This window comes from Tabrizicola sp. (assembly GCF_036781545.1).
In the GTDB taxonomy this organism is placed as follows: domain Bacteria; phylum Pseudomonadota; class Alphaproteobacteria; order Rhodobacterales; family Rhodobacteraceae; genus Tabrizicola.
The window spans coordinates 1-21,197 of record NZ_DAIQAT010000031.1 but is presented as its reverse complement, the minus strand read 5'-3'; the positions used below and the strand labels follow the sequence as shown (position 1 = coordinate 21,197).

General features: G+C 68.4%; 24 protein-coding genes. 21 read left to right on the top strand and 3 right to left on the bottom strand.

What is annotated here, in order from left to right; genetic code table 11:
- Window positions 1-163: 163 nt before the first annotated feature.
- From V7Q39_RS07605 to V7Q39_RS07585, 5 genes are all read left to right on the top strand, one after another.
- Entirely contained in the window at window positions 164-1,102 is a 939-nt protein-coding gene (locus V7Q39_RS07605) for an ABC transporter substrate-binding protein (RefSeq protein WP_333815956.1), read from the top strand.
- 68 nt (window positions 1,103-1,170) lie between these two features.
- On the top strand, window positions 1,171-2,193 hold the full coding sequence (locus tag V7Q39_RS07600; RefSeq protein ID WP_333815955.1) for a quaternary amine ABC transporter ATP-binding protein: 1,023 nt from the start codon (window positions 1,171-1,173) through the stop codon (window positions 2,191-2,193).
- Complete coding sequence (locus V7Q39_RS07595; RefSeq protein WP_333815954.1) at window positions 2,190-4,175, top strand: ABC transporter permease; 1,986 nt, start codon at window positions 2,190-2,192, stop codon at window positions 4,173-4,175. The genes V7Q39_RS07600 and V7Q39_RS07595 overlap by 4 nt, the downstream gene beginning before the upstream one ends.
- On the top strand, window positions 4,172-5,053 hold the full coding sequence (locus tag V7Q39_RS07590; protein ID WP_333815953.1) for a phosphotransferase: 882 nt from the start codon (window positions 4,172-4,174) through the stop codon (window positions 5,051-5,053). The genes V7Q39_RS07595 and V7Q39_RS07590 overlap by 4 nt, the downstream gene beginning before the upstream one ends.
- 2 nt (window positions 5,054-5,055) lie before the next feature.
- Window positions 5,056-7,488 carry a GcvT family protein gene (locus tag V7Q39_RS07585; protein WP_333815952.1) on the top strand — a complete coding sequence of 811 codons (2,433 nt, stop codon included), beginning with the start codon at window positions 5,056-5,058 and terminating at the stop codon, window positions 7,486-7,488.
- Window positions 7,489-7,665: 177 nt separating this feature from the next.
- Here V7Q39_RS07585 and rnk read toward each other — a convergent pair whose 3' ends face one another.
- The 3 genes from rnk to V7Q39_RS07565 all read right to left on the bottom strand — a co-directional run bounded on the left by rnk (window position 7,666) and on the right by V7Q39_RS07565 (window position 9,641).
- A complete protein-coding gene (gene rnk, locus V7Q39_RS07575; RefSeq protein ID WP_333815951.1) occupies window positions 7,666-8,085 on the bottom strand; it encodes a nucleoside diphosphate kinase regulator in 420 nt (139 codons plus the stop codon).
- A 337-nt stretch (window positions 8,086-8,422) separates the two neighbouring features.
- A complete protein-coding gene (locus V7Q39_RS07570) occupies window positions 8,423-9,202 on the bottom strand; it encodes a class I SAM-dependent methyltransferase (RefSeq protein WP_333815950.1) in 780 nt (259 codons plus the stop codon).
- Between the two features lie 4 nt (window positions 9,203-9,206).
- Window positions 9,207-9,641 (bottom strand): pseudoazurin, encoded by a 435-nt coding sequence (locus V7Q39_RS07565; protein ID WP_333815949.1) that lies wholly within the window; start codon window positions 9,639-9,641, stop codon window positions 9,207-9,209.
- 74 nt (window positions 9,642-9,715) lie between these two features.
- On the opposite strand from V7Q39_RS07565, the gene V7Q39_RS07560 reads away from it, so the two are divergent.
- The 16 genes from V7Q39_RS07560 to V7Q39_RS07485 all read left to right on the top strand — a co-directional run.
- Window positions 9,716-9,922, top strand: coding sequence for a methylisocitrate lyase (locus V7Q39_RS07560; protein ID WP_333815948.1), 207 nt, complete (start codon window positions 9,716-9,718; stop codon window positions 9,920-9,922).
- A 458-nt stretch (window positions 9,923-10,380) separates the two neighbouring features.
- Window positions 10,381-11,172 (top strand): urease accessory protein UreD, encoded by a 792-nt coding sequence (locus tag V7Q39_RS07555; RefSeq protein WP_333815947.1) that lies wholly within the window; start codon window positions 10,381-10,383, stop codon window positions 11,170-11,172.
- Between the two features lie 7 nt (window positions 11,173-11,179).
- Window positions 11,180-11,482 carry an urease subunit gamma gene (locus V7Q39_RS07550; RefSeq protein ID WP_333815946.1) on the top strand — a complete coding sequence of 101 codons (303 nt, stop codon included), beginning with the start codon at window positions 11,180-11,182 and terminating at the stop codon, window positions 11,480-11,482.
- A 12-nt stretch (window positions 11,483-11,494) separates the two neighbouring features.
- Window positions 11,495-12,037 carry a HupE/UreJ family protein gene (locus V7Q39_RS07545; RefSeq protein ID WP_333815945.1) on the top strand — a complete coding sequence of 181 codons (543 nt, stop codon included), beginning with the start codon at window positions 11,495-11,497 and terminating at the stop codon, window positions 12,035-12,037.
- Entirely contained in the window at window positions 12,038-12,343 is a 306-nt protein-coding gene (locus V7Q39_RS07540; RefSeq protein ID WP_333815944.1) for an urease subunit beta, read from the top strand. It begins immediately after the preceding gene.
- Window positions 12,344-14,035, top strand: coding sequence for an urease subunit alpha (ureC, locus tag V7Q39_RS07535; protein WP_333815943.1), 1,692 nt, complete (start codon window positions 12,344-12,346; stop codon window positions 14,033-14,035). It abuts the gene before it with no gap.
- Window positions 14,036-14,037: 2 nt separating this feature from the next.
- Entirely contained in the window at window positions 14,038-14,526 is a 489-nt protein-coding gene (locus V7Q39_RS07530; protein WP_333815942.1) for an urease accessory protein UreE, read from the top strand.
- Window positions 14,519-15,145 (top strand): urease accessory protein UreF, encoded by a 627-nt coding sequence (locus V7Q39_RS07525; protein WP_333815941.1) that lies wholly within the window; start codon window positions 14,519-14,521, stop codon window positions 15,143-15,145. Before V7Q39_RS07530 ends, V7Q39_RS07525 begins: the two co-directional genes overlap by 8 nt.
- Window positions 15,142-15,771, top strand: a complete 630-nt coding sequence (gene ureG, locus V7Q39_RS07520; RefSeq protein WP_333815940.1) for an urease accessory protein UreG — start codon at window positions 15,142-15,144, stop codon at window positions 15,769-15,771. Before V7Q39_RS07525 ends, ureG begins: the two co-directional genes overlap by 4 nt.
- 159 nt (window positions 15,772-15,930) lie before the next feature.
- Window positions 15,931-16,635 carry an SDR family oxidoreductase gene (locus tag V7Q39_RS07515; RefSeq protein WP_333815939.1) on the top strand — a complete coding sequence of 235 codons (705 nt, stop codon included), beginning with the start codon at window positions 15,931-15,933 and terminating at the stop codon, window positions 16,633-16,635.
- A 56-nt stretch (window positions 16,636-16,691) separates the two neighbouring features.
- Window positions 16,692-17,621: an ACP S-malonyltransferase gene (fabD, locus tag V7Q39_RS07510; RefSeq protein WP_333815938.1), complete on the top strand. Its 930-nt coding sequence runs from the start codon at window positions 16,692-16,694 to the stop codon at window positions 17,619-17,621.
- Window positions 17,622-17,632: 11 nt separating this feature from the next.
- A complete protein-coding gene (gene fabG, locus V7Q39_RS07505; protein WP_333815937.1) occupies window positions 17,633-18,370 on the top strand; it encodes a 3-oxoacyl-[acyl-carrier-protein] reductase in 738 nt (245 codons plus the stop codon).
- 136 nt (window positions 18,371-18,506) lie between these two features.
- On the top strand, window positions 18,507-18,740 hold the full coding sequence (locus tag V7Q39_RS07500) for an acyl carrier protein (protein ID WP_128515501.1): 234 nt from the start codon (window positions 18,507-18,509) through the stop codon (window positions 18,738-18,740).
- A gap of 361 nt (window positions 18,741-19,101) precedes the next feature.
- Window positions 19,102-20,049 (top strand): arginase family protein, encoded by a 948-nt coding sequence (locus tag V7Q39_RS07495; RefSeq protein WP_333815936.1) that lies wholly within the window; start codon window positions 19,102-19,104, stop codon window positions 20,047-20,049.
- 5 nt (window positions 20,050-20,054) lie between these two features.
- Window positions 20,055-20,477 carry a DUF5990 family protein gene (locus V7Q39_RS07490; protein ID WP_333815935.1) on the top strand — a complete coding sequence of 141 codons (423 nt, stop codon included), beginning with the start codon at window positions 20,055-20,057 and terminating at the stop codon, window positions 20,475-20,477.
- 161 nt (window positions 20,478-20,638) lie between these two features.
- On the top strand, window positions 20,639-21,197 hold a 559-nt coding region (locus V7Q39_RS07485; RefSeq protein WP_333815934.1), incomplete at its 3' end, for a beta-ketoacyl synthase N-terminal-like domain-containing protein.

Sequence of the window (21,197 nt, the reverse complement as noted above, 5' to 3'; positions counted from 1 at the left end):
GACATCAACTCCACAAAATCCCCGAAAATTCGTTGACAGCCTGCCGGGCCACGCGCGTAACTTGAGGCATGACAGAAGGCGCGTCGGCCCGGATGGCCGCCAAAGCGCCCGGCCTACTGCCCCGGCCGCGTCCGCGGCATTGTCCAACAAGAGGGAGTTACCGATGCGACTTGTCCCGATCAGCCTGGCCGCCATGCTTGCCGCATCGGCGGCCCTGGCACAGGAATCCGCCGACCCGATCAAACTGACGCTGCACGACTGGACCGGCCAGCTCATCACCACCCAGATCATGGGAGAGGTGCTGAAGAAGGCAGGCTACAATGTCGAATATGTGCAGGCCGATTATCTGGCCCAGTTCGCGGGGCTGGAGACCGGCGACCTGCATGTCGCCATGGAAATCTGGGAAACCACCGGCCGCGAGGCGATGGACGCCGCGACCGCCACCGGCAGTGTCGAGGTGCTGGGATCCACCGGCATGCAGGCCAAGGAGGAATGGTGGTATCCCTCCTACATGAAGGAGAAATGCCCCGGTCTGCCGAATTGGGAGGCCCTGAAGGACCCGGCCTGCGCCGAGGCGTTCAGCACCGCGGAAACCGCCCCAAAGGGGCGGTATCTGGGCGGTCCGGTCACCTGGGGCGGCTTCGACGAAGAGCGCATCGAGGCGCTGGACCTGCCGTTCGAGGTGATCCATGCCGGCACCGACGCGGCGCTTTTCGCCGAGCTGGAAAGCGCCTACCAGCGCAAGGCCCCGGTGTTGCTGTGGATCTACGCGCCGCATTGGGCGCCCGCGAAATACGAAGGCGAATGGGTCGAGTTCCCGACCTACACGCCCGAATGCTACACCGATCCGGCATGGGGATTGAATCCCGACATGGCCTATGACTGCGGCAAGCCTTTCGGCGAAATCTGGAAGGTCGGCTGGTCGGGGCTGAAGGACAAATGGCCGGGCGCCTACAAGGCGATCGGCGCCTTCACCATCGACAACAAGGAGATGGGCCAGATGATCACCGAGGTCGATCTGAACGGCAAGGCCGTCGATGCCGTAGTGGCCGACTGGATGGCCGCGAACGAGCCGCGCTGGAGCGCCTGGATCGCCAACTAGCCCGGCGCACCACCATCCCGGGCCGGGGTGACCCGGCCCGCCTTGCAGCGATTGCCCGATGGAATGCGATGACCACAGGCGAAGACACCCTGATCTGCCGGAATGTCTGGAAGGTATTCGGCAACCGGGCGGCGGACCATATGGCCACCCTCGGCCCCGAACCGGACCCTGCGCGGCTGGCTGAACTGGGGCTGGTCCCGGCAGTGCGGGCGGTCAACCTGACGGTGCGACGGGGCGAGATTTTTGTGATCATGGGCCTGTCCGGGTCCGGCAAGTCGACGCTGGTGCGCTGCCTGTCGCGGCTGATCGAGCCGACGGCAGGCGAGATCGTGTTCAACGGGCAGAACCTGCTTGCGGCCTCCGAGGCCGAGATGACGCAGATCCGGCGGCACAAGATGGGCATGGTCTTCCAGCATTTCGCGCTGCTGCCGCATATGACGGTGCTGGACAACGTGGCCTTCCCGCTGGAGGTGCAGGGCATCGCCCGGCCCGCACGCGAGGCGCGGGCCCGCGAGATCATCGCGCTTGTCGGGCTTGCCGGGCGTGAAGGCGCCTTTCCGCGCCAGCTGTCCGGCGGCCAGCAGCAGCGTGTCGGCATCGCCCGGTCGCTGGCCGTGGAGCCGGAGTTGTGGTTCCTCGACGAACCCTTCTCGGCGCTGGACCCGCTGATCCGGCGCGAGTTGCAGGATGAATTCATCAGGCTGCAATCGCGGCTGAAGAAGACCATCGTCTTCATCACCCATGATTTCGACGAGGCGATCCGCTTGGCCGACCGCATCGCCATCATGAAGGACGGCGGCGTGGAGCAGTGCGGCACGCCCGAGGAACTGGTGATGAACCCCGCCACGGATTACGTGCGCGAATTCACCCGCGCCGTGTCGAAGGCCAAGGTCGTCCGGCTGTCGTCACTGGTCGAGCCGGGTCCGCGGCCGGAGGGGATCGAATGCCTGCCCGCCCGCGCCACCGTGGCCGAGGCGGGCCCCGCCTTCCTTGGCGGCGCCGGGCGGGTCGGGGTCGAGCATGAGGGTGCTTTCCTTGGCACCGTGGGCCGCGACGCGGTGGTGCGGCTTCTTCTGGGGGGCGGGACGTGACGGGCAGGGCGGACAGTCCCTTCGCCGGATGGCTGATCTGGATGGCGGCCCTTGTGATCGCCGCCGTGGTCTGGCTCTGGGGCGAGGCGCTGCTGCCTTTCGCCTTCGACTATCCCAAGGGCTGGCGCATTCCCGCTGCGCGCTGGATCGGCGGTTTCGTGACCTGGCTGGTCAAGGATGCGGCCATCGGGCCGCTGGCCTTTTCCGACATCACCCGGTTTGTCGCGGCGGCGATCGACAAGCCCTACCAGCTTGCCCTCGGGCTTCTGGCCGATGGCTGGCAGGTGGCCGAAGGCGGCGCTGCGCGGCAGGTGGTGCCGCCGCTGGCCTGGCTGGCCGTGATCGGCATCGTCGCTCTGGCGGGCCTCTGGGCGGGCGGGCCGGGGCTGGCCGCACTCATGGCCGCGGCCTTTGCCTTCGTCGCGGTCTTCGGCCAGTGGCACAGCGCCATGGTCACGCTGGCCTCGATCCTGGTCGCGGTGCCGCTGGGTGTGGCGGGCGGGCTGATGCTGGGGGTGCTGTCCTGGCGCCATCCCTGGTTCGAACGCCTGCTGCGCCCAGTGCTGGACCTGATGCAGACCATGCCGGTCTTCGCCTATCTGGTGCCGATCCTGATCCTGTTCGGCTTCGGTCCCACCGCGGCGGTGGTGGCCACGCTGATCTATGCCATGCCGCCGATGACCCGCGTCACCACCCTGTCGCTGCAACGCCTGCCGGGCGAGACGCATGACCTGGCCCGCATGGTCGGCTGCACCCCGCACCAGACTTTGTGGCGGGTGCTGGTCCCTTCGGCGCGCGAACCGCTGATGGTGGGGGTGAACCAGGTGATCATGCTGTCGCTGAACATGGTGATAATCGCCTCGATGATCGGCGCGGGAGGCCTGGGGTTCGAGGTGCTGACGGCGCTGAGGCGACTTGATTTCGGCGCCGGGCTGGAGGCGGGCCTTGCCATCGTGGCGCTGGCCATTGCGCTGGACCGGCTGAGCCAGGCGGTCGCGCGGCGCGGCTACCGGGCGCCGCTGCCGGGCGGGATCATCGCGCGCCACCCCTATCTGACGGCGGCGCTGGCGTTGATCCTGCTGTGCTTCGCTCTGGGGTTGGTCCTGCCCGCAGTGCAGACCTATCCCGAGGCGGCGCGGCTGTCGACCAGCGCCTTCTGGGCGGCAGCGGTCGAGTGGATCAACGTCACCTTCTTCGACACGCTGGAAGCGATCAAGAACACCATCCTGCTGTGGGTTCTGGTGCCGGTGAAGCGGTTTCTGGTCGGAATGCCCTGGGCCGTGGCGGTGGCGCTGCTCGGCCTCGCGGGATGGCGGCTGGGTGGCTGGCGTCTTGCTGCGCTGGCGGCGGGCCTGTCGTTCCTGATCGCGGCCACCGGCCAGTGGGAGAAGGCGATGATCACCGTCTATCTCTGCGGCATCTCGACCCTGATCGCGCTGGCGATCGGCATCCCGCTCGGCATCGCCGTGGCCGGGCGCGAGCGGGCCTGGGCGGTGACACGCACAGTGATCGACACGCTGCAGACGCTGCCCTCGTTCGTCTATCTTATGCCGGTGGTCATGCTGTTCCGGGTGGGCGACTTCACTGCGATGATCGCGGTGGTCGCCTATGCGGTCGCGGCGGTGATCCGCTATACCGTGCTGGGCCTGCAAGGCGTTGACCCGCGCCTGATCGAGGCGGGCCGGGCGATGGGCTGCACCGACTGGCAGCTTTTGACCCGCATCCGCCTGCGGCTCGCCTTGCCCGAGATCCTGCTGGGTGTGAACCAGACCATCATGTTCGCGCTGTCGATGCTGGTGATCACCGCGCTGGTCGGCACGCGCGACCTTGGCCAGGACGTCTATATCGCGCTGACCAAGGCCAATCCCGGGAATGGTCTCGTGGCGGGGCTGGCCATCGCCTTCATCGCCATCATCGCCGACCGGCTGCTGGCCGCCGCCGCCCGCGCACAGCGCCAGCGGCTGGGACTGGAGGCGGCATGAGCGCGCCCGCCCATGTCCTTTCCCTGCCTTGCTGGACCGGCACGGTGTCCGCCGAGCCGCTGGAGGGCGGGCTGTCGAACGAAAGCTGGAAGGTCTCGGATGCGGCGGGCGTGCATGTGGTGCGCTTCGGCCGCGATTTTCCCTTCCACCATGTCTATCGCGCGCGCGAGGTGATGACCGCCCGCGCCGCCCATGCCGCGGGCTTCGGCCCGGCGGTGGAATACGCCGCCGAAGGGGTCACGGTCGTCGCCTTCGTTCCCTCACGCACCTGGGGGGCGGCAGACCTGCGGGCTGCGCCCGACCGGGTGGGGCATTTCCTGCGCACCTTCCATGACACGATGCCGGTGCAGGTCAGCGGGGCGGGGTTCATCTTCTGGCCCTTCCATGTGATCCGCGACTATGCCCGCACCATCGCTGCGGGCAAGAGCCCCTTCGTCCCGGAGCTTGAGGGGTTCCTTACGCTCTCCCGCCGACTGGAAGCCGCGCAGGTGCCGCTGCCGATCGTCTTCGGCCATCATGACCTCCTGCCTGCGAATTTCCTCGACGACGGGCAAAAACTCTGGCTGATCGATTATGAATATGCCGGGTTCGGGACCGCGATGTTCGATCTTGCGGGCGCGGCCTCGAACGCCGGGATGGACGGCGGGGAGACCGCCGCCCTGCTGCGTGCCTATCTTGGCCATGCCCCCGGCCCGGACTTTCTGCGTGCCTTCGATGCCATGCAATGCGCCAGCCTTCTGCGTGAGGCGATGTGGGCCATGGTGTCGGACCTGCACCTTGCCGCGCCGGGCGCGGATTACCGCGCCTATGCGCATGAAAACCTGGACCGGCTGGCTGCGGCCCTTTCCGACTTCACCCAGAAATACGGGGCACCCTGATCATGACCTTGCCTTCCCATTCCCAGATCATCGTCATCGGGGGCGGCATCATCGGCTGTTCGACGGCCTATCATCTGGCCCGCGACCACAAGGCCGACGTGCTGCTTCTGGAGCAGGGCCGGATCACCTCGGGGTCCACCTGGCACGCGGCGGGGCTGGTGGGGCAGCTTCGCTCCTCGGCCTCGATCACCCGGGTGCTGAAGTATTCGGTCGATCTCTACAAGGGCCTCGCCGCCGAGACGGGTCTCGACACCGGCTGGAAGATGACCGGCTGCCTGCGGCTGGCCACCACGCCGGACCGCTGGACCGAATTCAGGCGGCTCGCCACCACCGCCAAGAGCTTCGGGATGGAGATGGAGCTGATCGGCCCAGATGAGGTGAAACGGATGTGGCCGCTGATGGAGACCGGCGACCTGATCGGCGCCTCCTGGCTGCCGACCGACGGGCAGGCCAGCCCCTCGGACATCACCCAGTCGCTCGCCAGGGGCGCGCGGATGCACGGCGCGCGGATCGAGGAGGGCGTCACCGTCACCGGCTTCCGCATGGACGGCCGCCGGATCACCCATGTCGAGACGACGCAAGGCGTGATCGCCTGCGAGACCGTGGTGAACTGCGGCGGCATGTGGGCGCGACAGATCGGCGCTCTGGCGGGGGTGGCGGTGCCGCTGCATCCGGTCAAGCACCAGTATATCGTGACCGAGAAGATCCCCGGCCTCGCCCCCGATGCCGCCACCCTGCGCGACCCCGACCGCCGCACCTATTTCAAGGAAGAGGTCGGTGGGCTGGTGATGGGCGGTTACGAGCCGAACCCGCAGGGCTGGGTCACGGGCGAAATTCCACCGAATTGGGAATTCCGGCTCTTCGACGACGACTACGACCATTTCGGCCAGCATCTGGAACAGACGATCGCGCGCGTCCCGGCGCTGGCCGATATCGGCGTCAAGCAGATGATCAACGGCGCGGAAAGCTTCACGCCGGACGGCAACTTCATCCTCGGCCCCGCCCCGGAATGTGCCAACATGTATGTGGGTGCAGGCTTCAACGCCTTCGGCATCGCCTCGGGCGGCGGCGCGGGCTGGGTCCTGGCCGACTGGGTGATGCGGGGCGAGGCGCCGCTGGACCTCTGGGCGGTCGACATCCGCCGCTTCTCCACCCTGCACCGCGACCGCGACTGGGTGGCGGAGCGCACGTTGGAGGCTTATGGCAAGCATTACACCGTCGCCTTCCCGCATGAGGAATATACCTCGGGTCGCCCGCGCATCGTCTCGCCGCTCTATGACCGGCTGAAGGCGAAGGGCGGGGTCTTCGGTTCGAAACTCGGCTGGGAACGCCCGAACTGGTTCGCGCCTGCCGGGGTGGAGCCGAAGGACGTCTATTCCATGGGCCGGCAGAACTGGTTCGACGCGGTGGGCGAGGAGCACCGTAAGGTGCGCGACCATGCCGGGCTGTTCGACCAGTCCTCCTTCGCCAAATACGAGCTCTCCGGCCACGGCGCGGCCGAGGCGCTGGAGGCGATCTGCGCCAACCGTGTCGCGCGGGACGTGGGGCGGCTGACCTATACCCAGCTTCTCAACTCGCGCGGGGGGATCGAGGCCGACCTCACCGTCGCACGGCTGGCCGGGGACAGGTTCTACATCGTCACCGGCACCGGCTTCCGCACCCATGACTTCGGCTGGATTGCCGACCACCTGCCTGCCACCGGCACCAGCTTCTGCGATGTGACCGAGGACTGGGGCACGCTCTCGCTGATGGGCCCCCGGGCGCGGGAGATCCTGGCCCGGGTCACGGCCGACGACGTCTCGAACGCCGCGCTGCCCTTCGGATCGGCGCGCGAGATCACCATCGCCGGAATCCCCACCCGCGCCCTGCGAGTGACCTATGTCGGCGAGCTGGGCTGGGAGCTGCACGTCCCGGTCGCGGCCCTCGCCACCGTCTACGATGCCCTGATGGCCGCCGATCCCGCCCTGCGGCCGGTCGGCTACCGCGCGCTGGAGTCCCTGCGGCTGGAAAAGGGCTACCGCGCCTGGTCTTCGGACATCACGCCGAACGACACCCCCTTCGAGGCTGGCCTGGGCTGGGCGGTGAAGCTGAAGTCCGGCCTGCCCTTCCTGGGCCGCGCCGCGCTGGAGGCGCTGCAGGGCAAGCCGATGCCGAAGCTCTTCGCGGGCTTCACCGTGTCGGCCCCCGAGGCCGTCCTGCTCGGGCGCGAGACGATCCTGCGCGACGGACAGCCGGTGGGCTACCTCACCTCGGGCGGCTACGGCTACACGCTGGGGAAAAGCATCGGCTACGGCTATGTCCGCAACCCCGGCGGCGTGACCGAGGACTGGCTGACCAGGGGCCGCTACAGCCTGATCATCGCCGGGGACGAAACCCCGGCCAACCTGGCCCTCGGTCCGCTATACGACCCGAAAGGGGACAGGATCCGCGGTTGAAGCAGCCCGACCTTGAGGGTGGATATTGGTCGCGGCCACGACGCTGGTTGCGTTGGCCGCGACCGGCGGGGCGCCCGCAAGGACAAGTGCCGGGAACGACAGGAACGGACCGCCCCCCGCGCCGGTGTTGGGAACCCGGCGGCGAAGGTGGCCGGTCCCAGGATCAACGAGTCGGGGTCATGACCGGTTTCCCTGGCCTGCGCTGGCGGATTGGTCGACCGACAGAACCACGAGCTCGCGGGTTTCGCCGCTGCGGGTCTGCCACGGGAAGCGGGCGCCAACCTTCAGACCCAGAAGGGCAACCCCGATCGGCGTAAGGACCGAGGCACGCCCGGCATCGATGTCGGCATCCTCGGGCCAGACCAGCACGGCCGTTTGCACGCGGCCGGTGGTTTCATCCCGCCAGCTGACACGGCTGCCGATCCCGGCGACGTCCAGCGGCATGCGGGCCGCTGGCAGGATTTTGGCCCGCGCGAGCTCTTCCAGAAGGCGATCGGCAAGCGCCGGCGTCACGAGAGCGGCACCTTCGACGAGGGCCTCGAGATGGCCGAGCGTTTCCTGGGCGATGGTGATCTGTGGACGGCGGATTCTGGACATGGGGGCAACTCCTGCGCGCGGCCGGGCAAGCGGCGGCGGTGGAACGGGATGAGATGGACAGCTGACGATCCCCGGGGGCTGGTCCGTAGACCGGCGAGAGCGCCCGGGGCTTAGGAGCGCCCTTGCGTTGCTTCGGTCCTTGACCGGCCTCTGCATCCTGGGATCAGCATAGTCATGAGGGCAGGCTAGCCGGTCTTCCGGCAAAGGTCCATCGGGGAGGAGTCTCGCGATCCGGACATGACGGTCAATCTGCCAGCCAAGTGCATAGGAGGGGGGAAAGCTCCTCCATGGGCGGATGATCCCAAGTCCTGTCAGCGCAACTGGTGGCATTGCAACTCTACGCCCGGGGCTTCACCGCCGACACCACGAAACGGTGCTGGCTGCGGGCGACCAGGGCCGCCCGCGACAGCCGGTTCGGGTGGCGGCTGTTCAGCACCGAACCCAGCCCCTCGCGACGGAGTCCGGTAAATCCGGCGCGGGCGCACAAGGCTGCGACATCCCCGTCGCGCAACCCCTTGCCGTAGGGCAGTTGCGCCATGATCCGGCGGTGTTCCCGCCACTGATCTTCGGTCACCAGGCTGTGGCCATCCTCCAGCTTTCCGAACAGCCGGTCCAGCACCGGTGCCAACCGCTCGAGCCAGCTGAGGTGCGCGAAATCGCCGTCGATGATCATCAGCCGCCCGCCGGGCCGCAGGATGCGGAACCAGTCGCGCAGGGCGGCCTCTGGGTCCGGCAGGGTCCAGAACAGGTTGCGCGCCAGGATCGCGTCATGGGCCGCGGCGGGCTCCATCGTGTTCTCGGCATCGGCCGCCAGGAAGCTGATCGGGGCCATAGCTTCCGCCGCCTTGCGCCGGGCGGGCTCCATCATGGGCTCCGTCAGGTCGAGGCCCGTCACCTGGAATCCCATCCGGTGCAGCAGCAGCGACATGGTCCCGGTGCCGCAGCCCAGATCGAGCGCCTTCCGCCCCTTGCCGTGACCGAGGTGGCTGCGGATCAGGGCAAGCCAGGCCTCGGCCTCGGCCGATGTCATCGCGCCATGGCCGGGGCTGAGGTCATAGGTCGCGGCCCGGATGCTCCAATAGTCGCGGATGTCATCCTTCAGGCCGCGGTTGTGCATGGGGCTATTCTGCTGCGGCATCCCGGCGGGCCAGGATTTCCACCATGCGCTGCCGCGCGGCCTCGGGCAGGTCGGCGGGCAGGTCGGCCTCGGTCGCGGGCGTGTCGCCAACCTGGATCAGCATCGCCATGCCCATGGTGTAATGCGGCGAGCATTTGATGCCCCAGATGCCGGGCGCCTCCAGCGTGACCTCGATCTCCTCATTGATCTTGCCGACGAATTTTGCGCCGCCCTCGGGGATCATCCCGGCGATGGTGGCGGCGTTGTGGCCGGGATCGGCGGCGATGAATTTCACCGTGTCGCCGGGCTGGATCACCAGATAGTCCGGCTCGAACGGCATCGGGCCGGTGTCGTTGCGGTTGAGCATCTTCACCTCATGCACCTCGGCCAGGGCGGCGACAGGCATCAGGCAGGCAAGCAGGGCGACACGCAGCAGCATCGGGTTTCCTTTCACGAAAGACGCTGGAAGGCGAAGATCTGGCCGCGCAGGAGTTCGAGGCGCTCGGCTACGACATGGTGATCTGGCCGGTCTCGTCGCTGCGGGTCGCCAACAAGGCGCAGGCAAAGCTTTACGCCGCGCTCACCCGCGACGGGGCCACCACCGCGATGTTGCCCGACATGCAAACGCGGGCCGAGCTTTACGATGTGATCGGCCTCAACGCCTTCGAGGCGCTGGACCGGAGCATCGCGCAAAGCGTCCTGCCTGCGGAGGGGGAGTAGGCCCGGACCCGTCAGGCCCTTGTCCCGCCAGAAAAGTGCGGCAAGGGACTTCAGTTCAGTGGTCTCAGGGTACCCGCGCAACGAGAAGTTGCGCGGGAGCGCGCCGCCGCTGCGTCCCTGATCAGATCGGGCGGTGCGATGTGGGTCGGGCCGACTACCGCCTGTCTGAATGAAAACCCACTTGCGCTGCCGGGTAGACCCGGTCGGCCGAAGCGGTGGCGCCTCTGTTTGAGCATCTCGCCGCGCGATGTCGATAGAATTCGGACCGAGAGCCCGCTCACTCAGCTGCTTCGACGCAGCCGGATCGCGTGAGCCGAAAATGCCCAGAAAACGATCACTCCGATGAAGAACCGGGCGGATCGCCCTGTGATCATCGCTTGTCCGAGGCCGGGACGGAGGCCACCCGTTGATCCCTGGGCCTTTCGGGACCCTGGTCGGGGAAGCAGATCGGAACATCCATGTCCCTTGGCATCTCCACCTCGACCGCCGTGCCGCGCAGCCATGGACTTGCCCGCTTGTCCCGTGCTGACGGGCGGCTGAGGCGGCTCCACCAGCAGGGCTGCATGAGGATTCTCATGCCCCGGGGGCGGGCCGAGGCCGTGCTGGTCAACACCGCCGGGGGGATCGCGGGCGGTGACCGGCTGACGACCGAGATCCACGCAGGTAGTGGGGAGAGGCTGACGCTGACGACGCAGGCGGCGGAACGGGTCTATCGCAGCACGGGTGCGGTGGGGCGGGTGTCGAACCTCCTGGCGCTGGAGGATGGGGCGCGCATCGACTGGCTGCCGCAGGAAACGATCCTGTTCGAGGGCGCGTCCTTGGAACGGCGGCTGACCGTGACCATGGCGGAAAGCGCCACCCTGCTGGCGGTCGAGAGCCTCGTCTTCGGGCGGGCGGCGCATGGCGAGGTGCTGCAGCACCTGCATCTGCGGGATCACTGGCGCATCCACCGTGGCGCCCGCCTGATCCATGCCGAGGCTGTGCGGCTGGACGCGATGCCAACGGGACAGGCAACGCTGAACGGGGTGCGCGCCGTGGCGACCCTGATCCTGGTCGCGCCGGGGGCCGGGGATGGGCTGGACGCCGCCCGCGCCCTGATCCCGCAGGGGGCCGAGGCCGGGATAAGCGCGCTGCCGGATATGCTGGTGGCGCGCTTCCTCGCCCCCTCGTCGCAGGCCCTGCGCGCGGTGCTGATCCCGCTCATCGGGCACTTCCGCGCGGGCCCGCCGCCGCGCGTCTGGCAATTGTGAGGCAGGAATGAACCTGACACCCCGCGAAAAGGACAAGCTGCTGGTCGCCATGGCAGCCATCGTCGCGCGCAACCGCATGGCCCGCGGCGTCAAGCTGAACCACCCCGAGGCGGTGGCCATCATCACCGATGCCGTGGTCGAGGGCGCGCGCGACGGGCGCAGCGTTGCCGACCTGATGTCCTGGGGCGGGGAAATCCTGCGCGCCGGGGACTGCATGGCGGGCGTGCCGGAGATGATCCCCGAGATCCAGGTCGAGGCGACCTTTCCCGACGGCACCAAGCTGGTGACCGTCCACCATCCCATCCGCTGAGAGGCCCTGACCATGAAGAAGCTCCTCGCCCTCCTCCTGCTGATGCCCACCACGGCGCTGGCCCATCCGGGCCATGTCGAGGGCTCTCCCTTCGCGGCGGGCCTGTCGCATCCGATGGGCGGGGCCGATCATTTGCTGGCGATGCTGGCGGTCGGCCTCTGGGCCGCCAGCATCGGCGGCCGCGCGGTCTGGGCGCTGCCGCTGACTTTCGTTAGCGCGATGCTCGCCGGAGGCACCCTGGGCGCGGCGGGGGCGCATCTGCCGCTGGTCGAGCCGATGATCCTGGCCTCCTCCGTCCTCATCGGCGCGGCGGTGGCGCTGGCTCTGCAGCCCGGGCTGGCGGCCACGCTGCCGGTGATCGCGGTCTTCGGCCTGATGCATGGCCACGCGCATGGGATCGAAGGCCCGGCGCAGGGCCTCATGGCCTATGCGGCGGGATTCGCCCTTGCGACAACGGTGCTGCATCTGGCGGGCATCGCGCTTGGCCGGTTGCCCCCGGTTCGCTGGCTGGGGGCCGCGACGGCTGCCGCCGGCCTGATGCTGGCGGTGGCCTAGATGATCCCCGGCGAAATCCTCCCCGCCGGGGGAGAGATCACCCTGAACGCGGGCCGCCTGCGCATCACCCTGACCGTCGCCAATACCGGCGACCGCCCGGTGCAGGTGGGCAGCCACTACCATTTCGCCGAAACCAACCCGGCGCTTGAGTTCGACCGGCAGGCGGCGCGGGGCATGCGCCTCGACATCGCCTCGGGCACCGCGATCCGCTTCGAGCCGGGCCAGACCCGCGACGTGGGCCTGATCCCCTTCGCGGGCGACCGCCGCGTCTTCGGCTTCCGCGCCGCCGTCATGGGGAGCCTCTGAATGCCCACCACGCTCTCCCGCGCCGATTACGCCGCGATCTATGGCCCCACCACCGGCGACCGCGTGCGCCTTGCCGATACCGACCTGATCATCGAGGTCGAGCGTGACCTGACCACCTATGGCGAGGAGGTGAAGTTCGGTGGCGGCAAGGTCATCCGCGACGGCATGGGCCAGTCGCAGAAGTCCCGCGCCGAGGGCGCGATGGACACCGTCGTCACCAATGCCCTGATCCTGGACGCCACCGGCATCTACAAGGCCGACGTCGGGCTGCGGGATGGCCGCATCGCCCGGATCGGCAAGGCAGGCAACCCCGACACCCAGCCCGCCGTCACCGTGCTGATCGGCCCGGGGACCGAGATCATCGCGGGCGAGGGCCGCATCCTGACCGCGGGCGCGATGGACGCGCATATCCATTTCATCTGCCCGCAGCAGATTGACGACGCGCTGCATTCGGGCATCACAACCATGCTGGGCGGCGGCACCGGCCCGGCGCATGGCACGCTCGCCACCACCTGCACGCCGGGGCCGTGGCATATCGGGCGGATGCTGCAGGCCGCCGATGCCTTCCCGATGAATCTCGCCTTCGCGGGCAAGGGCAACGCCTCGCTGCCCGCGGCGCTTGAGGAACAGGTCCGCGCCGGGGTCTGCGCGCTCAAGCTGCACGAGGACTGGGGCACCACCCCCGCCGCCATCGACTGCTGCCTGGGCGTCGCCGACCGCATGGATGTGCAGGTGATGATCCACACCGACACGCTGAACGAATCCGGCTTCGTCGAGGACACCATCGCCGCGATCCGGGGCCGGACCATCCATGCCTTCCACACCGAAGGCGCGGGCGGCGGTCATGCGCCCGATATCATCCGGGTCGCGGGGCTGGCGAATGTGATCCCCTCGTCCACCAACCCCACCCGGCCCTTCACCGTCAATACGATGGAAGAGCATCTGGACATGCTGATGGTCTGCCACCACCTCGACCGCTCCATCCCCGAGGACATCGCCTTCGCCGAAAGCCGCATCCGGCGCGAGACCATCGCCGCCGAGGACATCCTGCATGACATGGGCGCCATGTCGATCATCTCCTCCGACAGCCAGGCGATGGGCCGTGTGGGCGAGGTGCTGATCCGCACCTGGCAGACCGCCCACAAGATGCGGGTGCAGCGCGGCAAATTGGGCGAGGGTCCGTCGGACAATTTCCGCGCCCGCCGCTATATCGCGAAATACACGATCAACCCTGCCATCGCGCATGGGCTGGCTCATGAGATCGGCTCCATCGAGGAAGGCAAGCGCGCCGATCTGGTGCTGTGGAATCCCGCCTTCTTCGGCGTGAAGCCCGAGATGGTCCTTCTGGGCGGCACCATCGTCATGGCGCAGATGGGCGATCCCAACGCCTCGATCCCGACGCCGCAGCCGGTGCATTCGCGGCCGATGTTCGGGGCTTTCGGGCGCTCGGTCGAACGCAGCGCCGTGACCTTCGTCAGCCGTGATGGGGAAACGGATCATCTGGGACTGGCCAAGGATTGCGTCGCCGCCAAGGGCACGCGCGGCATCGGCAAGGCGGACATGGTGCTGAACGATGCCACGCCCGACATCCACGTCGATCCCGAGACCTACGAGGTGCGCGCCGACGGCGAATTGCTGACCTGCCAGCCCGCCGAAAGCCTGCCGATGGCGCAACGCTATTTCCTGTTCTGATGATGAAGGCCACATCCATCCTTCACCCCCCGCTTGGCCGTTCCCCCATCGACCGGGTCGAACTGGATTACGACGCCCGTTTCCTGCGGCGAAAGCTGCTGCGCACCGCTGCGGGCGCCGACCTGCTGGTGGACCTGCCGAAGGTCACGGCGCTGTCGCATGGCGACGCGCTGCTGACCGACTCCGGCCCCATCGCCGTCATCGCCGCCGACGAACCCGTCCTGATCGTCACCGGCGACCTGCCGCGCCTTGCCTGGCATATCGGCAACCGCCACACGCCCTGCCAGATCGAGCCCTTCCACCTGATCATTCGCGCCGATCACGTCCTGCGCGCCATGCTGGCGGGTCTTGGCGCGACGGTGACCGAGGCGCGGCGGCCCTTCATTCCCGAGGGCGGTGCCTACGGCCCGGTGCAGGTTATGGGGCACTCGCATGGCCAGTCCCATGATCATTCGCATGGGCATCATCCCCATCCCCATCCCCATGACTGACCTCGGCGCACTGCAACGCCTGTTCTCATGGCTTTCGCCGGCCTATCCGGTGGGCGGCTTCGCCTATTCGCATGGGATTGAGCAGGTTATCGCCGATGGCTGGCTGACCGGGCCGGAACAGGTGCGGGACTGGATCGCCGACATCCTGCACCATGGCGCGGGCCGCAACGACACGATCCTGCTGGCCCATGCCTGGCGGGGCGAGGATGTGACCGACCTTGCACTGGCGCTGGCGGGCTGCGCCGAACGGCGGCGCGAGACCGCCGAACAGGGCACCAGCTTCGCCCGCACCCTGTCGGCGGTCGAGGGCGCGCTGCCCGCTGCGCCCTATGCCGTCGTGATCGGCCAGGCCGCCGCCCGCGCGGGACTGCCCCTGCCGGAAACGCTGGTGATCTTCCTGCAAGCCTTCGCCATGAACCTCATCACCGCCTGCATCAAATCCGTCCCCATCGGCCCGGCCGAGGGCCAGCGCGTCCTCTCCGACCTCCTGCCGCTGATCCGGCAGGTCACGGCCGAGGCGCAGGCCGCCACGCTGGACGACCTCGGGTCATCGACCTTCCGCGCCGACCTCGCCGCGATCCGCCACGAAACCCTGCAGCCAAGGATCTACCGCACATGACCAGCCCGAACGGCCCCCTGCGCATCGGCATCGGCGGCCCGGTCGGCGCGGGCAAGACCCGCCTGACCGAAGCCCTGTGCCGGGCGCTGTCGCAAGACCTGTCTGTCGCCGCGATCACCAACGACATCTATACCCGCGAGGATGCCGAATACCTGATGCGCGTCCAGGCCCTGCCGCTGGAGCGCATCCGCGGCGTCGAGACCGGCGGTTGCCCGCATACCGCGATCCGCGAGGATTGCTCGATCAACCTTGCCGCCGTCGATGACCTGGTGGCGAGCATACCCGATCTCGACGTCATTCTGATCGAGTCCGGCGGCGACAACCTCTCGGCCACCTTCTCGCCGGAACTGGCGGACCTGACCGTCTACCAGATCGACTGCGGCATGGGCGACGACATTCCAAGGAAAGGCGGGCCGGGGGTGACCCGCTCGGACCTCTTGGTCATCAACAAGATCGACATCGCGGATGTTGTCGGCTGTGACCGCGCCCGCATGGCCCGCGACGCCGCCGCACAGCGCGCCGAGCGCCCGGTGCGCTTCTGCTCGCTGCGGACCGGAGAGGGCGTCGCCGAAGTCGTGGCCGAGATCCGAAGACTGGGCGGGCTGGGGGAACCGCGCGCCCGATAGCTATCCCGCCCCGATCCCGCTGTCATCGCCGGATGGTTTCAGGGCCGCACTCGCGGGAGCAGTCGCATCGGCGCGGCTCCGAGAAGACGGCTCGCAACTTCAGCATTGGTCCGGTAGGCTGGCGCATGTATCGGGGCGGCAGAGCCAGAGGAGAGCAGCATGACGGCGGAAAAGGTGGCACTGGTCACGGCGGGTGGGTCGGGCATGGGGGCGGCAGCGGCGCGCAGGCTGGCCGCGGACGGCTACCGGGTCGGCATCCTCTCCTCCTCCGGCAAGGGCGAGGCGCTGGCGGCCGAGCTGGGCGGGATCGGGGTGACGGGCTCGAACCAGACCCCGGACGACGTCGCCCGCGTGGTCGATGCGGTGATGGCAAAATGGGGCCGGATCGACGTGCTGGTGAACAGCGCGGGCCACGGGCCGCGGAAACAGATCCTGGAACTGACCGACGCCGACTGGCAGGGGGGCATGGATGTCTATTTCCTCTCCGCCATCCGCCCGATCCGCCTGGTCACGCCGATCATGCAGGCGCAGAAGGCGGGCGCGATCATCAACATCTCCACCGCCTGGGCCTTCGAGCCCTCGGCGATGTTCCCGACCTCCGCCGTCGCCCGCGCGGGGCTGGCGGCCTTCACCAAGATCTACGCCGACACCTACGCCCCCGACAACATCCGCATCAACAACATCCTGCCCGGCTGGATCGACAGCCTCCCCGCCACCGAGGAGCGCCGCCAGTCGGTGCCGATGGGCCGCTACGGCCGCGCCGAGGAGATCGCCGCCACCGTGGCCTTCCTCGCCTCCGACGGCGCGGGCTACATCACCGGGCAGAACCTGCGCGTCGACGGCGGCATCACCCGCAGCGTCTGACCCTGATTGCATGACCGGCCCGACCGGGGTATCCCCATGACAACAAAGGGGGGAACATGAGCCGCGCATTCGTCTTTCCGGGGCAGGGCGCCCAGACCATCGGCATGGGCAAGGCCCTGGCCGAGGCCTATCCCGCCGCCAAGGCCGTCTTCGACGAGGTGGACAGCGCGCTGGGCGAGAATCTCTCCGCGCTGATCTGGGAAGGCGACATCGCCGAGCTGACGCTGACGCAGAACGCCCAGCCCGCGCTGATGGCCACCTCCATCGCCGCCCTGCGCGCGCTGGAGGCGGAAGGCTTCGGCCTCGACCAGGCGAGCTTCGTCGCCGGGCATTCGCTTGGCGAATATTCCGCCCTCTGCGCCGCCGAATCCCTCACGCTCTCCGACACCGCGCGCCTTCTGCGCATCCGCGGCCAGGCGATGCAGGAGGCGGTGCCGGTGGGCGTCGGCGCGATGGCCGCGCTTCTCGGCCTCGACTTCGAGACCGCCATCGCGGTCGCCACCGAAGCCGCGCAGGGCGAGGTCTGCCAGGCCGCCAACGACAACGACCCCGCCCAGGTCGTGGTCTCCGGCCACAAGGCCGCCGTCGAACGCGCGGTCGAGATCGCCAAGGCCAGGGGCGCCAAGCGCGCGCTCATGCTCCCGGTCTCCGCCCCCTTCCACTGCGCCCTGATGCAGCCCGCCGCCCATGTGATGGCCGAGGCGCTGGCCGCCGTTCCCATCGCCAAGCCCCGCGTCCCCGTCGTGGTCAACGTCCGCGCCGAGGCGGTGATGGAACCCGACCGGATCATGGACCTGCTGATCGCCCAGGTCACGGGCTCGGTCCGCTGGCGGGAATCCGTGCTCTGGATGGAGACGGCGGGCGTCACCGAATTCTGGGAGATTGGAGCTGGCAAGGCGCTGTCGGGCATGATCAAGCGCATCGCCCAGGGTGCCACGACCCGCGCCATCGGCACGCCCGACGACATCGCCGCCCTCAAGGCCTGAAAGGACAGCCCATGTTTGATCTGACCGGCAAAAGCGCCCTCGTCACCGGCGCAAGCGGTGGCATCGGCGCCGACGTCGCCCGTGCGCTCCACGCCGCCGGGGCCACCGTGGGTCTTTCGGGAACCCGCGTCGAACCGCTTGAGGCGCTGGCCGCCGAGCTTGGCAGCCGCGCCCATGTGCTGCCCTGCAACCTTGGAAACCCCGAGGAGGTGGAAGGCCTGGTCAAGCGCGCCACCGAGGCGATGGGCGCGGTCGACATTCTGGTCAACAACGCCGGGATCACCAAGGACGGCCTTGTCATGCGCATGTCGGATGAGGACTGGCAATCGGTCATCGACGTCAACCTGACCGCGACCTTCCGCCTGTGCCGCGCCGCGATCCGGGGCATGATGAAGGCCCGCTGGGGCCGGATCGTCAACATCTCCTCGGTCGTCGGCACCACGGGGAACGCGGGGCAGGTGAACTATGCCGCGTCCAAGGCCGGGATGGTCGGCCTGTCGAAATCGCTCGCCGCCGAGGTCGCCAGCCGTGGCATCACGGTGAACTGCGTGGCCCCCGGCTTCATCGAGACCGCGATGACCGGCAAGCTGAACGAGGCGCAGCGCGCCACGATCCTCGCCGCCGTGCCCGCGGGCCGGATGGGCAGCCCGCAAGAGATCGCCGCCGCCGTCCTGTTCCTCGCCGCGCCGGAAGCCGCCTATGTCACCGGGGCCACGCTGCACGTCAACGGCGGCATGGACATGGTGTGAAACCGAACCGGCACAAGTCGGGTTAAAGCGTTTGCCATGCGCCCTGACCCTTGCTATAGGCGCGCAGGATTGACGCCCGGACCGGGCTAAGCGAAAAAGGCAGGGGCAATTCCTGCCGCAGTATAGAGGAACGGACATGAGCGACATCGCTGATCGCGTGAAGAAGATCGTCGTCGAGCATCTGGGCGTCGAAGCCGACAAGGTGACGGAATCGGCCTCGTTCATCGACGACCTGGGCGCGGATTCGCTCGACACGGTCGAGCTGGTCATGGCTTTCGAGGAAGAGTTCGGCATCGAGATCCCGGACGACGCCGCCGAGACCATCCAGACCTTCGGCGACGCGGTGAAGTTCATCTCGGAAGCCGCCTGACGGCATTCGTCCTTCGCGGGACAGCAGGGCACCCTTCGGGGTGCCTTTTGCGTTTGGGGAAGTTCTCTTCCTGTCACCGCCGCTCTGCCTGTCACCGCCGCTCTGCCTGTCATCCCCGCTCTTCCTGTCATCCCCGCGCAGGCGGGGACCCACCAGCAGCTGAGGACGGTGGTGTGGAGGCGTCTCGGTCATCCCTGCGAAAGCGGGGACCCACCTTGGCCACCCACCGCATGGGTCCCCGCCTGTGCGGGGATGAAAGAAGGATCCCGCCTTCCCGGCGATCTGTCGCCACAGTCGCTTTGCCATCTTGCCAGCCCGCTTCCCCACCGCCAGTCTGGCCCCAGTCACAGGGGAGGCATCCATGACCGGCAACACAGCCCTCGGCACGATGTTCGGCGCAAGTGGCGTCGACACTTTCATGGGGCTGCCGCGCTGCCGCGACTTGTCGCGCCTTTCGGCGAAGATGGCCCTCATCGGGGCGGATGGCTGCACGCCTTACCCCTCCGTCGGCTTCTACTGCGCCGGTGGCCCGGCGGCGATACGGGGCGCGGGTGCCGCCTATGCGGCAAATCTGGCGCATATGAACTTCGATCTCGGCGGTCCGGTCTTCCCGGGCGGCGTTTCGGCGGTCGATGTGGGCGACCTGCCGCAGGATCTCGCCGATCCGGCGGGCAACCGGGCGCGCATCTTCGGGGCGGTCAGCCAGATCCTTGACCGTGACGGGGTACCGATGCTGATCGGCGGCGACGACAGCCTGCCGATCCCGATGCTGGAAGCCTATGGCGCGCGGGGGCGGGGGTTCACCATCCTGCAGATCGACGCGCATATCGACTGGCGGGACGAGGTGCAGGGGGAACGGCTGGGCCTTTCCTCGACCATGCGCCGGGCCTCCGAGATGGACCATATCGACGCGATCATCCAGGTCGGGCAGCGCGGTATCGGCTCGGCGCGCCCGCAGGACGTGGCGGATGCGGAAAGCTGGGGCGTGGGTTTCGTTCCGGCGGGCGAGGTCGCGCGCTACGGCACCACCCGCGCGCTCGACCTGATCGCCGAGGGATCCGAGGTGATCGTCTGCCTCGACCTCGACGCGCTGGACCCGGCGGTCATGCCCGCGGTGATCGGGCGCACTGCCGGGGGCCTCGGCTACTGGCAGGTGCTGGAACTGATCGCGGGAGTGGCGGAAAAGGCCCGGATCGTCGGATTCGACATGGTGGAATTCATGCCCGAGCGTGACATCGACGGGCAGGGTGCGGCGGTGGCCGCGCAGTTGCTGGCCGCCGTGATGGGGATCGTGGCGCGGCAGGGCTGATGCGGATGGCAAGGGCGGACCAGACGCCAATCACCCTGCGCATCGTTATCGAACAGCCGGTTCCGGGCGTGCTGCACAGCTTGCAGGCCAAGGATGGTGCGCCGCTGGACGCCAAGGCGTCGCAGGCGGGCGAGGCGCTGGTTTTCGACGTGCCGGTCCTGCTGGCCCCCGGTCCGCGCCTTTCGGGCGATCAGGTGCAGCGCGAAGGGCCGGAGCGGCGCTTCGTCTATGTGCGGATCGGCCAGCTTGCGGGGGATGCGGCCTCGCCCTGGTCGCGGCGGATGAAGATCGACATCCACGACATCGCGCCGGAGCTGCTGGCCAAGGCCGCCTCCGGTGCAGTGATCGAGACGGTGGTCGGGGGCACCGCCGCCGATGGCACCCCGGCCGCCGCCATGCTGCGCCCGCTTGCGCGGCGGCTTGGTTAACGCCGCATGAACGCCCACGGCCAAGGGGTTGATTTCATTGCTCTCGCAAAGCTGCCCGCGCGCGGGCACCCCTTTCCCCCGCCGATCGGCTTGCCCCAAGGTTGCACGGGCCGGGGGGGCCGTGTATCACCCGGAAAAGCCTGATCCGTGGGAGGAAGAGCATGCGTCGTGTCGTGGTCACTGGTCTCGGGATGGTCACACCCCTGGCCTGCGGCGTGGAAGAGACCTGGTCCCGCCTGCTGGCCGGCCAGTCCGGCGCGGGAACGATCACGAAATTCGACACCTCGAACGTCGTGACCCAGTACGCCTGCGAGATCCCGACGGGCGACGGCTCGGACGGGACCTTCAACCCCGACGACTGGATGGAGCCGAAAGAGCAGCGCAAGGTCGATGATTTCATCATCTACGGGATGGCCGCCGCGGTGCAGGCCGTGCGGGACGCCGGATGGGACGACATTTCCGAGGAAGAGAAGCTGCGGACCGGGGTGATGATTGGCTCCGGCATCGGCGGGCTGAACTCCATCGCCGAGACGGCGGTGCTGATCAAGGAGAAGGGCCCGAAGCGGGTGTCGCCCTTCTTCATCCCCGGCGCGCTGATCAACCTCGTGTCGGGGCAGGTCTCGATCCGCTTCGGCTTCAAGGGGCCGAACCATGCGGTGGTGACAGCCTGCTCGACCGGCGCCCATGCCATCGGCGACGCGGCGCGGCTGATCATGTGGG

Bases quoted from the DNA above. Each gene is read 5' to 3' on its own strand.
- fabG (WP_333815937.1), top strand. From the start codon at position 17,633: ATGTTTGATCTGACCGGCAAAAGCGCCCTCGTCACCGGCGCAAGCGGT.
- V7Q39_RS07500 (WP_128515501.1), top strand. From the start codon at position 18,507: ATGAGCGACATCGCTGATCGCGTGAAGAAGATCGTCGTCGAGCATCTG.
- V7Q39_RS07590 (WP_333815953.1), top strand. From the start codon at position 4,172: ATGAGCGCGCCCGCCCATGTCCTTTCCCTGCCTTGCTGGACCGGCACG.
- V7Q39_RS07495 (WP_333815936.1), top strand. From the start codon at position 19,102: ATGACCGGCAACACAGCCCTCGGCACGATGTTCGGCGCAAGTGGCGTC.
- V7Q39_RS07600 (WP_333815955.1), top strand. From the start codon at position 1,171: ATGACCACAGGCGAAGACACCCTGATCTGCCGGAATGTCTGGAAGGTA.
- V7Q39_RS07515 (WP_333815939.1), top strand. From the start codon at position 15,931: ATGACGGCGGAAAAGGTGGCACTGGTCACGGCGGGTGGGTCGGGCATG.
- V7Q39_RS07555 (WP_333815947.1), top strand. From the start codon at position 10,381: ATGTCCCTTGGCATCTCCACCTCGACCGCCGTGCCGCGCAGCCATGGA.
- V7Q39_RS07565 (WP_333815949.1), bottom strand. From the start codon at position 9,641: ATGCTGCTGCGTGTCGCCCTGCTTGCCTGCCTGATGCCTGTCGCCGCC.
- V7Q39_RS07490 (WP_333815935.1), top strand. From the start codon at position 20,055: ATGGCAAGGGCGGACCAGACGCCAATCACCCTGCGCATCGTTATCGAA.
- fabD (WP_333815938.1), top strand. From the start codon at position 16,692: ATGAGCCGCGCATTCGTCTTTCCGGGGCAGGGCGCCCAGACCATCGGC.
- V7Q39_RS07540 (WP_333815944.1), top strand. From the start codon at position 12,038: ATGATCCCCGGCGAAATCCTCCCCGCCGGGGGAGAGATCACCCTGAAC.
- rnk (WP_333815951.1), bottom strand. From the start codon at position 8,085: ATGTCCAGAATCCGCCGTCCACAGATCACCATCGCCCAGGAAACGCTC.
- V7Q39_RS07525 (WP_333815941.1), top strand. From the start codon at position 14,519: ATGACTGACCTCGGCGCACTGCAACGCCTGTTCTCATGGCTTTCGCCG.
- V7Q39_RS07560 (WP_333815948.1), top strand. From the start codon at position 9,716: ATGGTGATCTGGCCGGTCTCGTCGCTGCGGGTCGCCAACAAGGCGCAG.
- V7Q39_RS07570 (WP_333815950.1), bottom strand. From the start codon at position 9,202: ATGCACAACCGCGGCCTGAAGGATGACATCCGCGACTATTGGAGCATC.
- V7Q39_RS07605 (WP_333815956.1), top strand. From the start codon at position 164: ATGCGACTTGTCCCGATCAGCCTGGCCGCCATGCTTGCCGCATCGGCG.
- V7Q39_RS07530 (WP_333815942.1), top strand. From the start codon at position 14,038: ATGAAGGCCACATCCATCCTTCACCCCCCGCTTGGCCGTTCCCCCATC.
- ureG (WP_333815940.1), top strand. From the start codon at position 15,142: ATGACCAGCCCGAACGGCCCCCTGCGCATCGGCATCGGCGGCCCGGTC.
- V7Q39_RS07550 (WP_333815946.1), top strand. From the start codon at position 11,180: ATGAACCTGACACCCCGCGAAAAGGACAAGCTGCTGGTCGCCATGGCA.
- V7Q39_RS07585 (WP_333815952.1), top strand. From the start codon at position 5,056: ATGACCTTGCCTTCCCATTCCCAGATCATCGTCATCGGGGGCGGCATC.
- ureC (WP_333815943.1), top strand. From the start codon at position 12,344: ATGCCCACCACGCTCTCCCGCGCCGATTACGCCGCGATCTATGGCCCC.
- V7Q39_RS07545 (WP_333815945.1), top strand. From the start codon at position 11,495: ATGAAGAAGCTCCTCGCCCTCCTCCTGCTGATGCCCACCACGGCGCTG.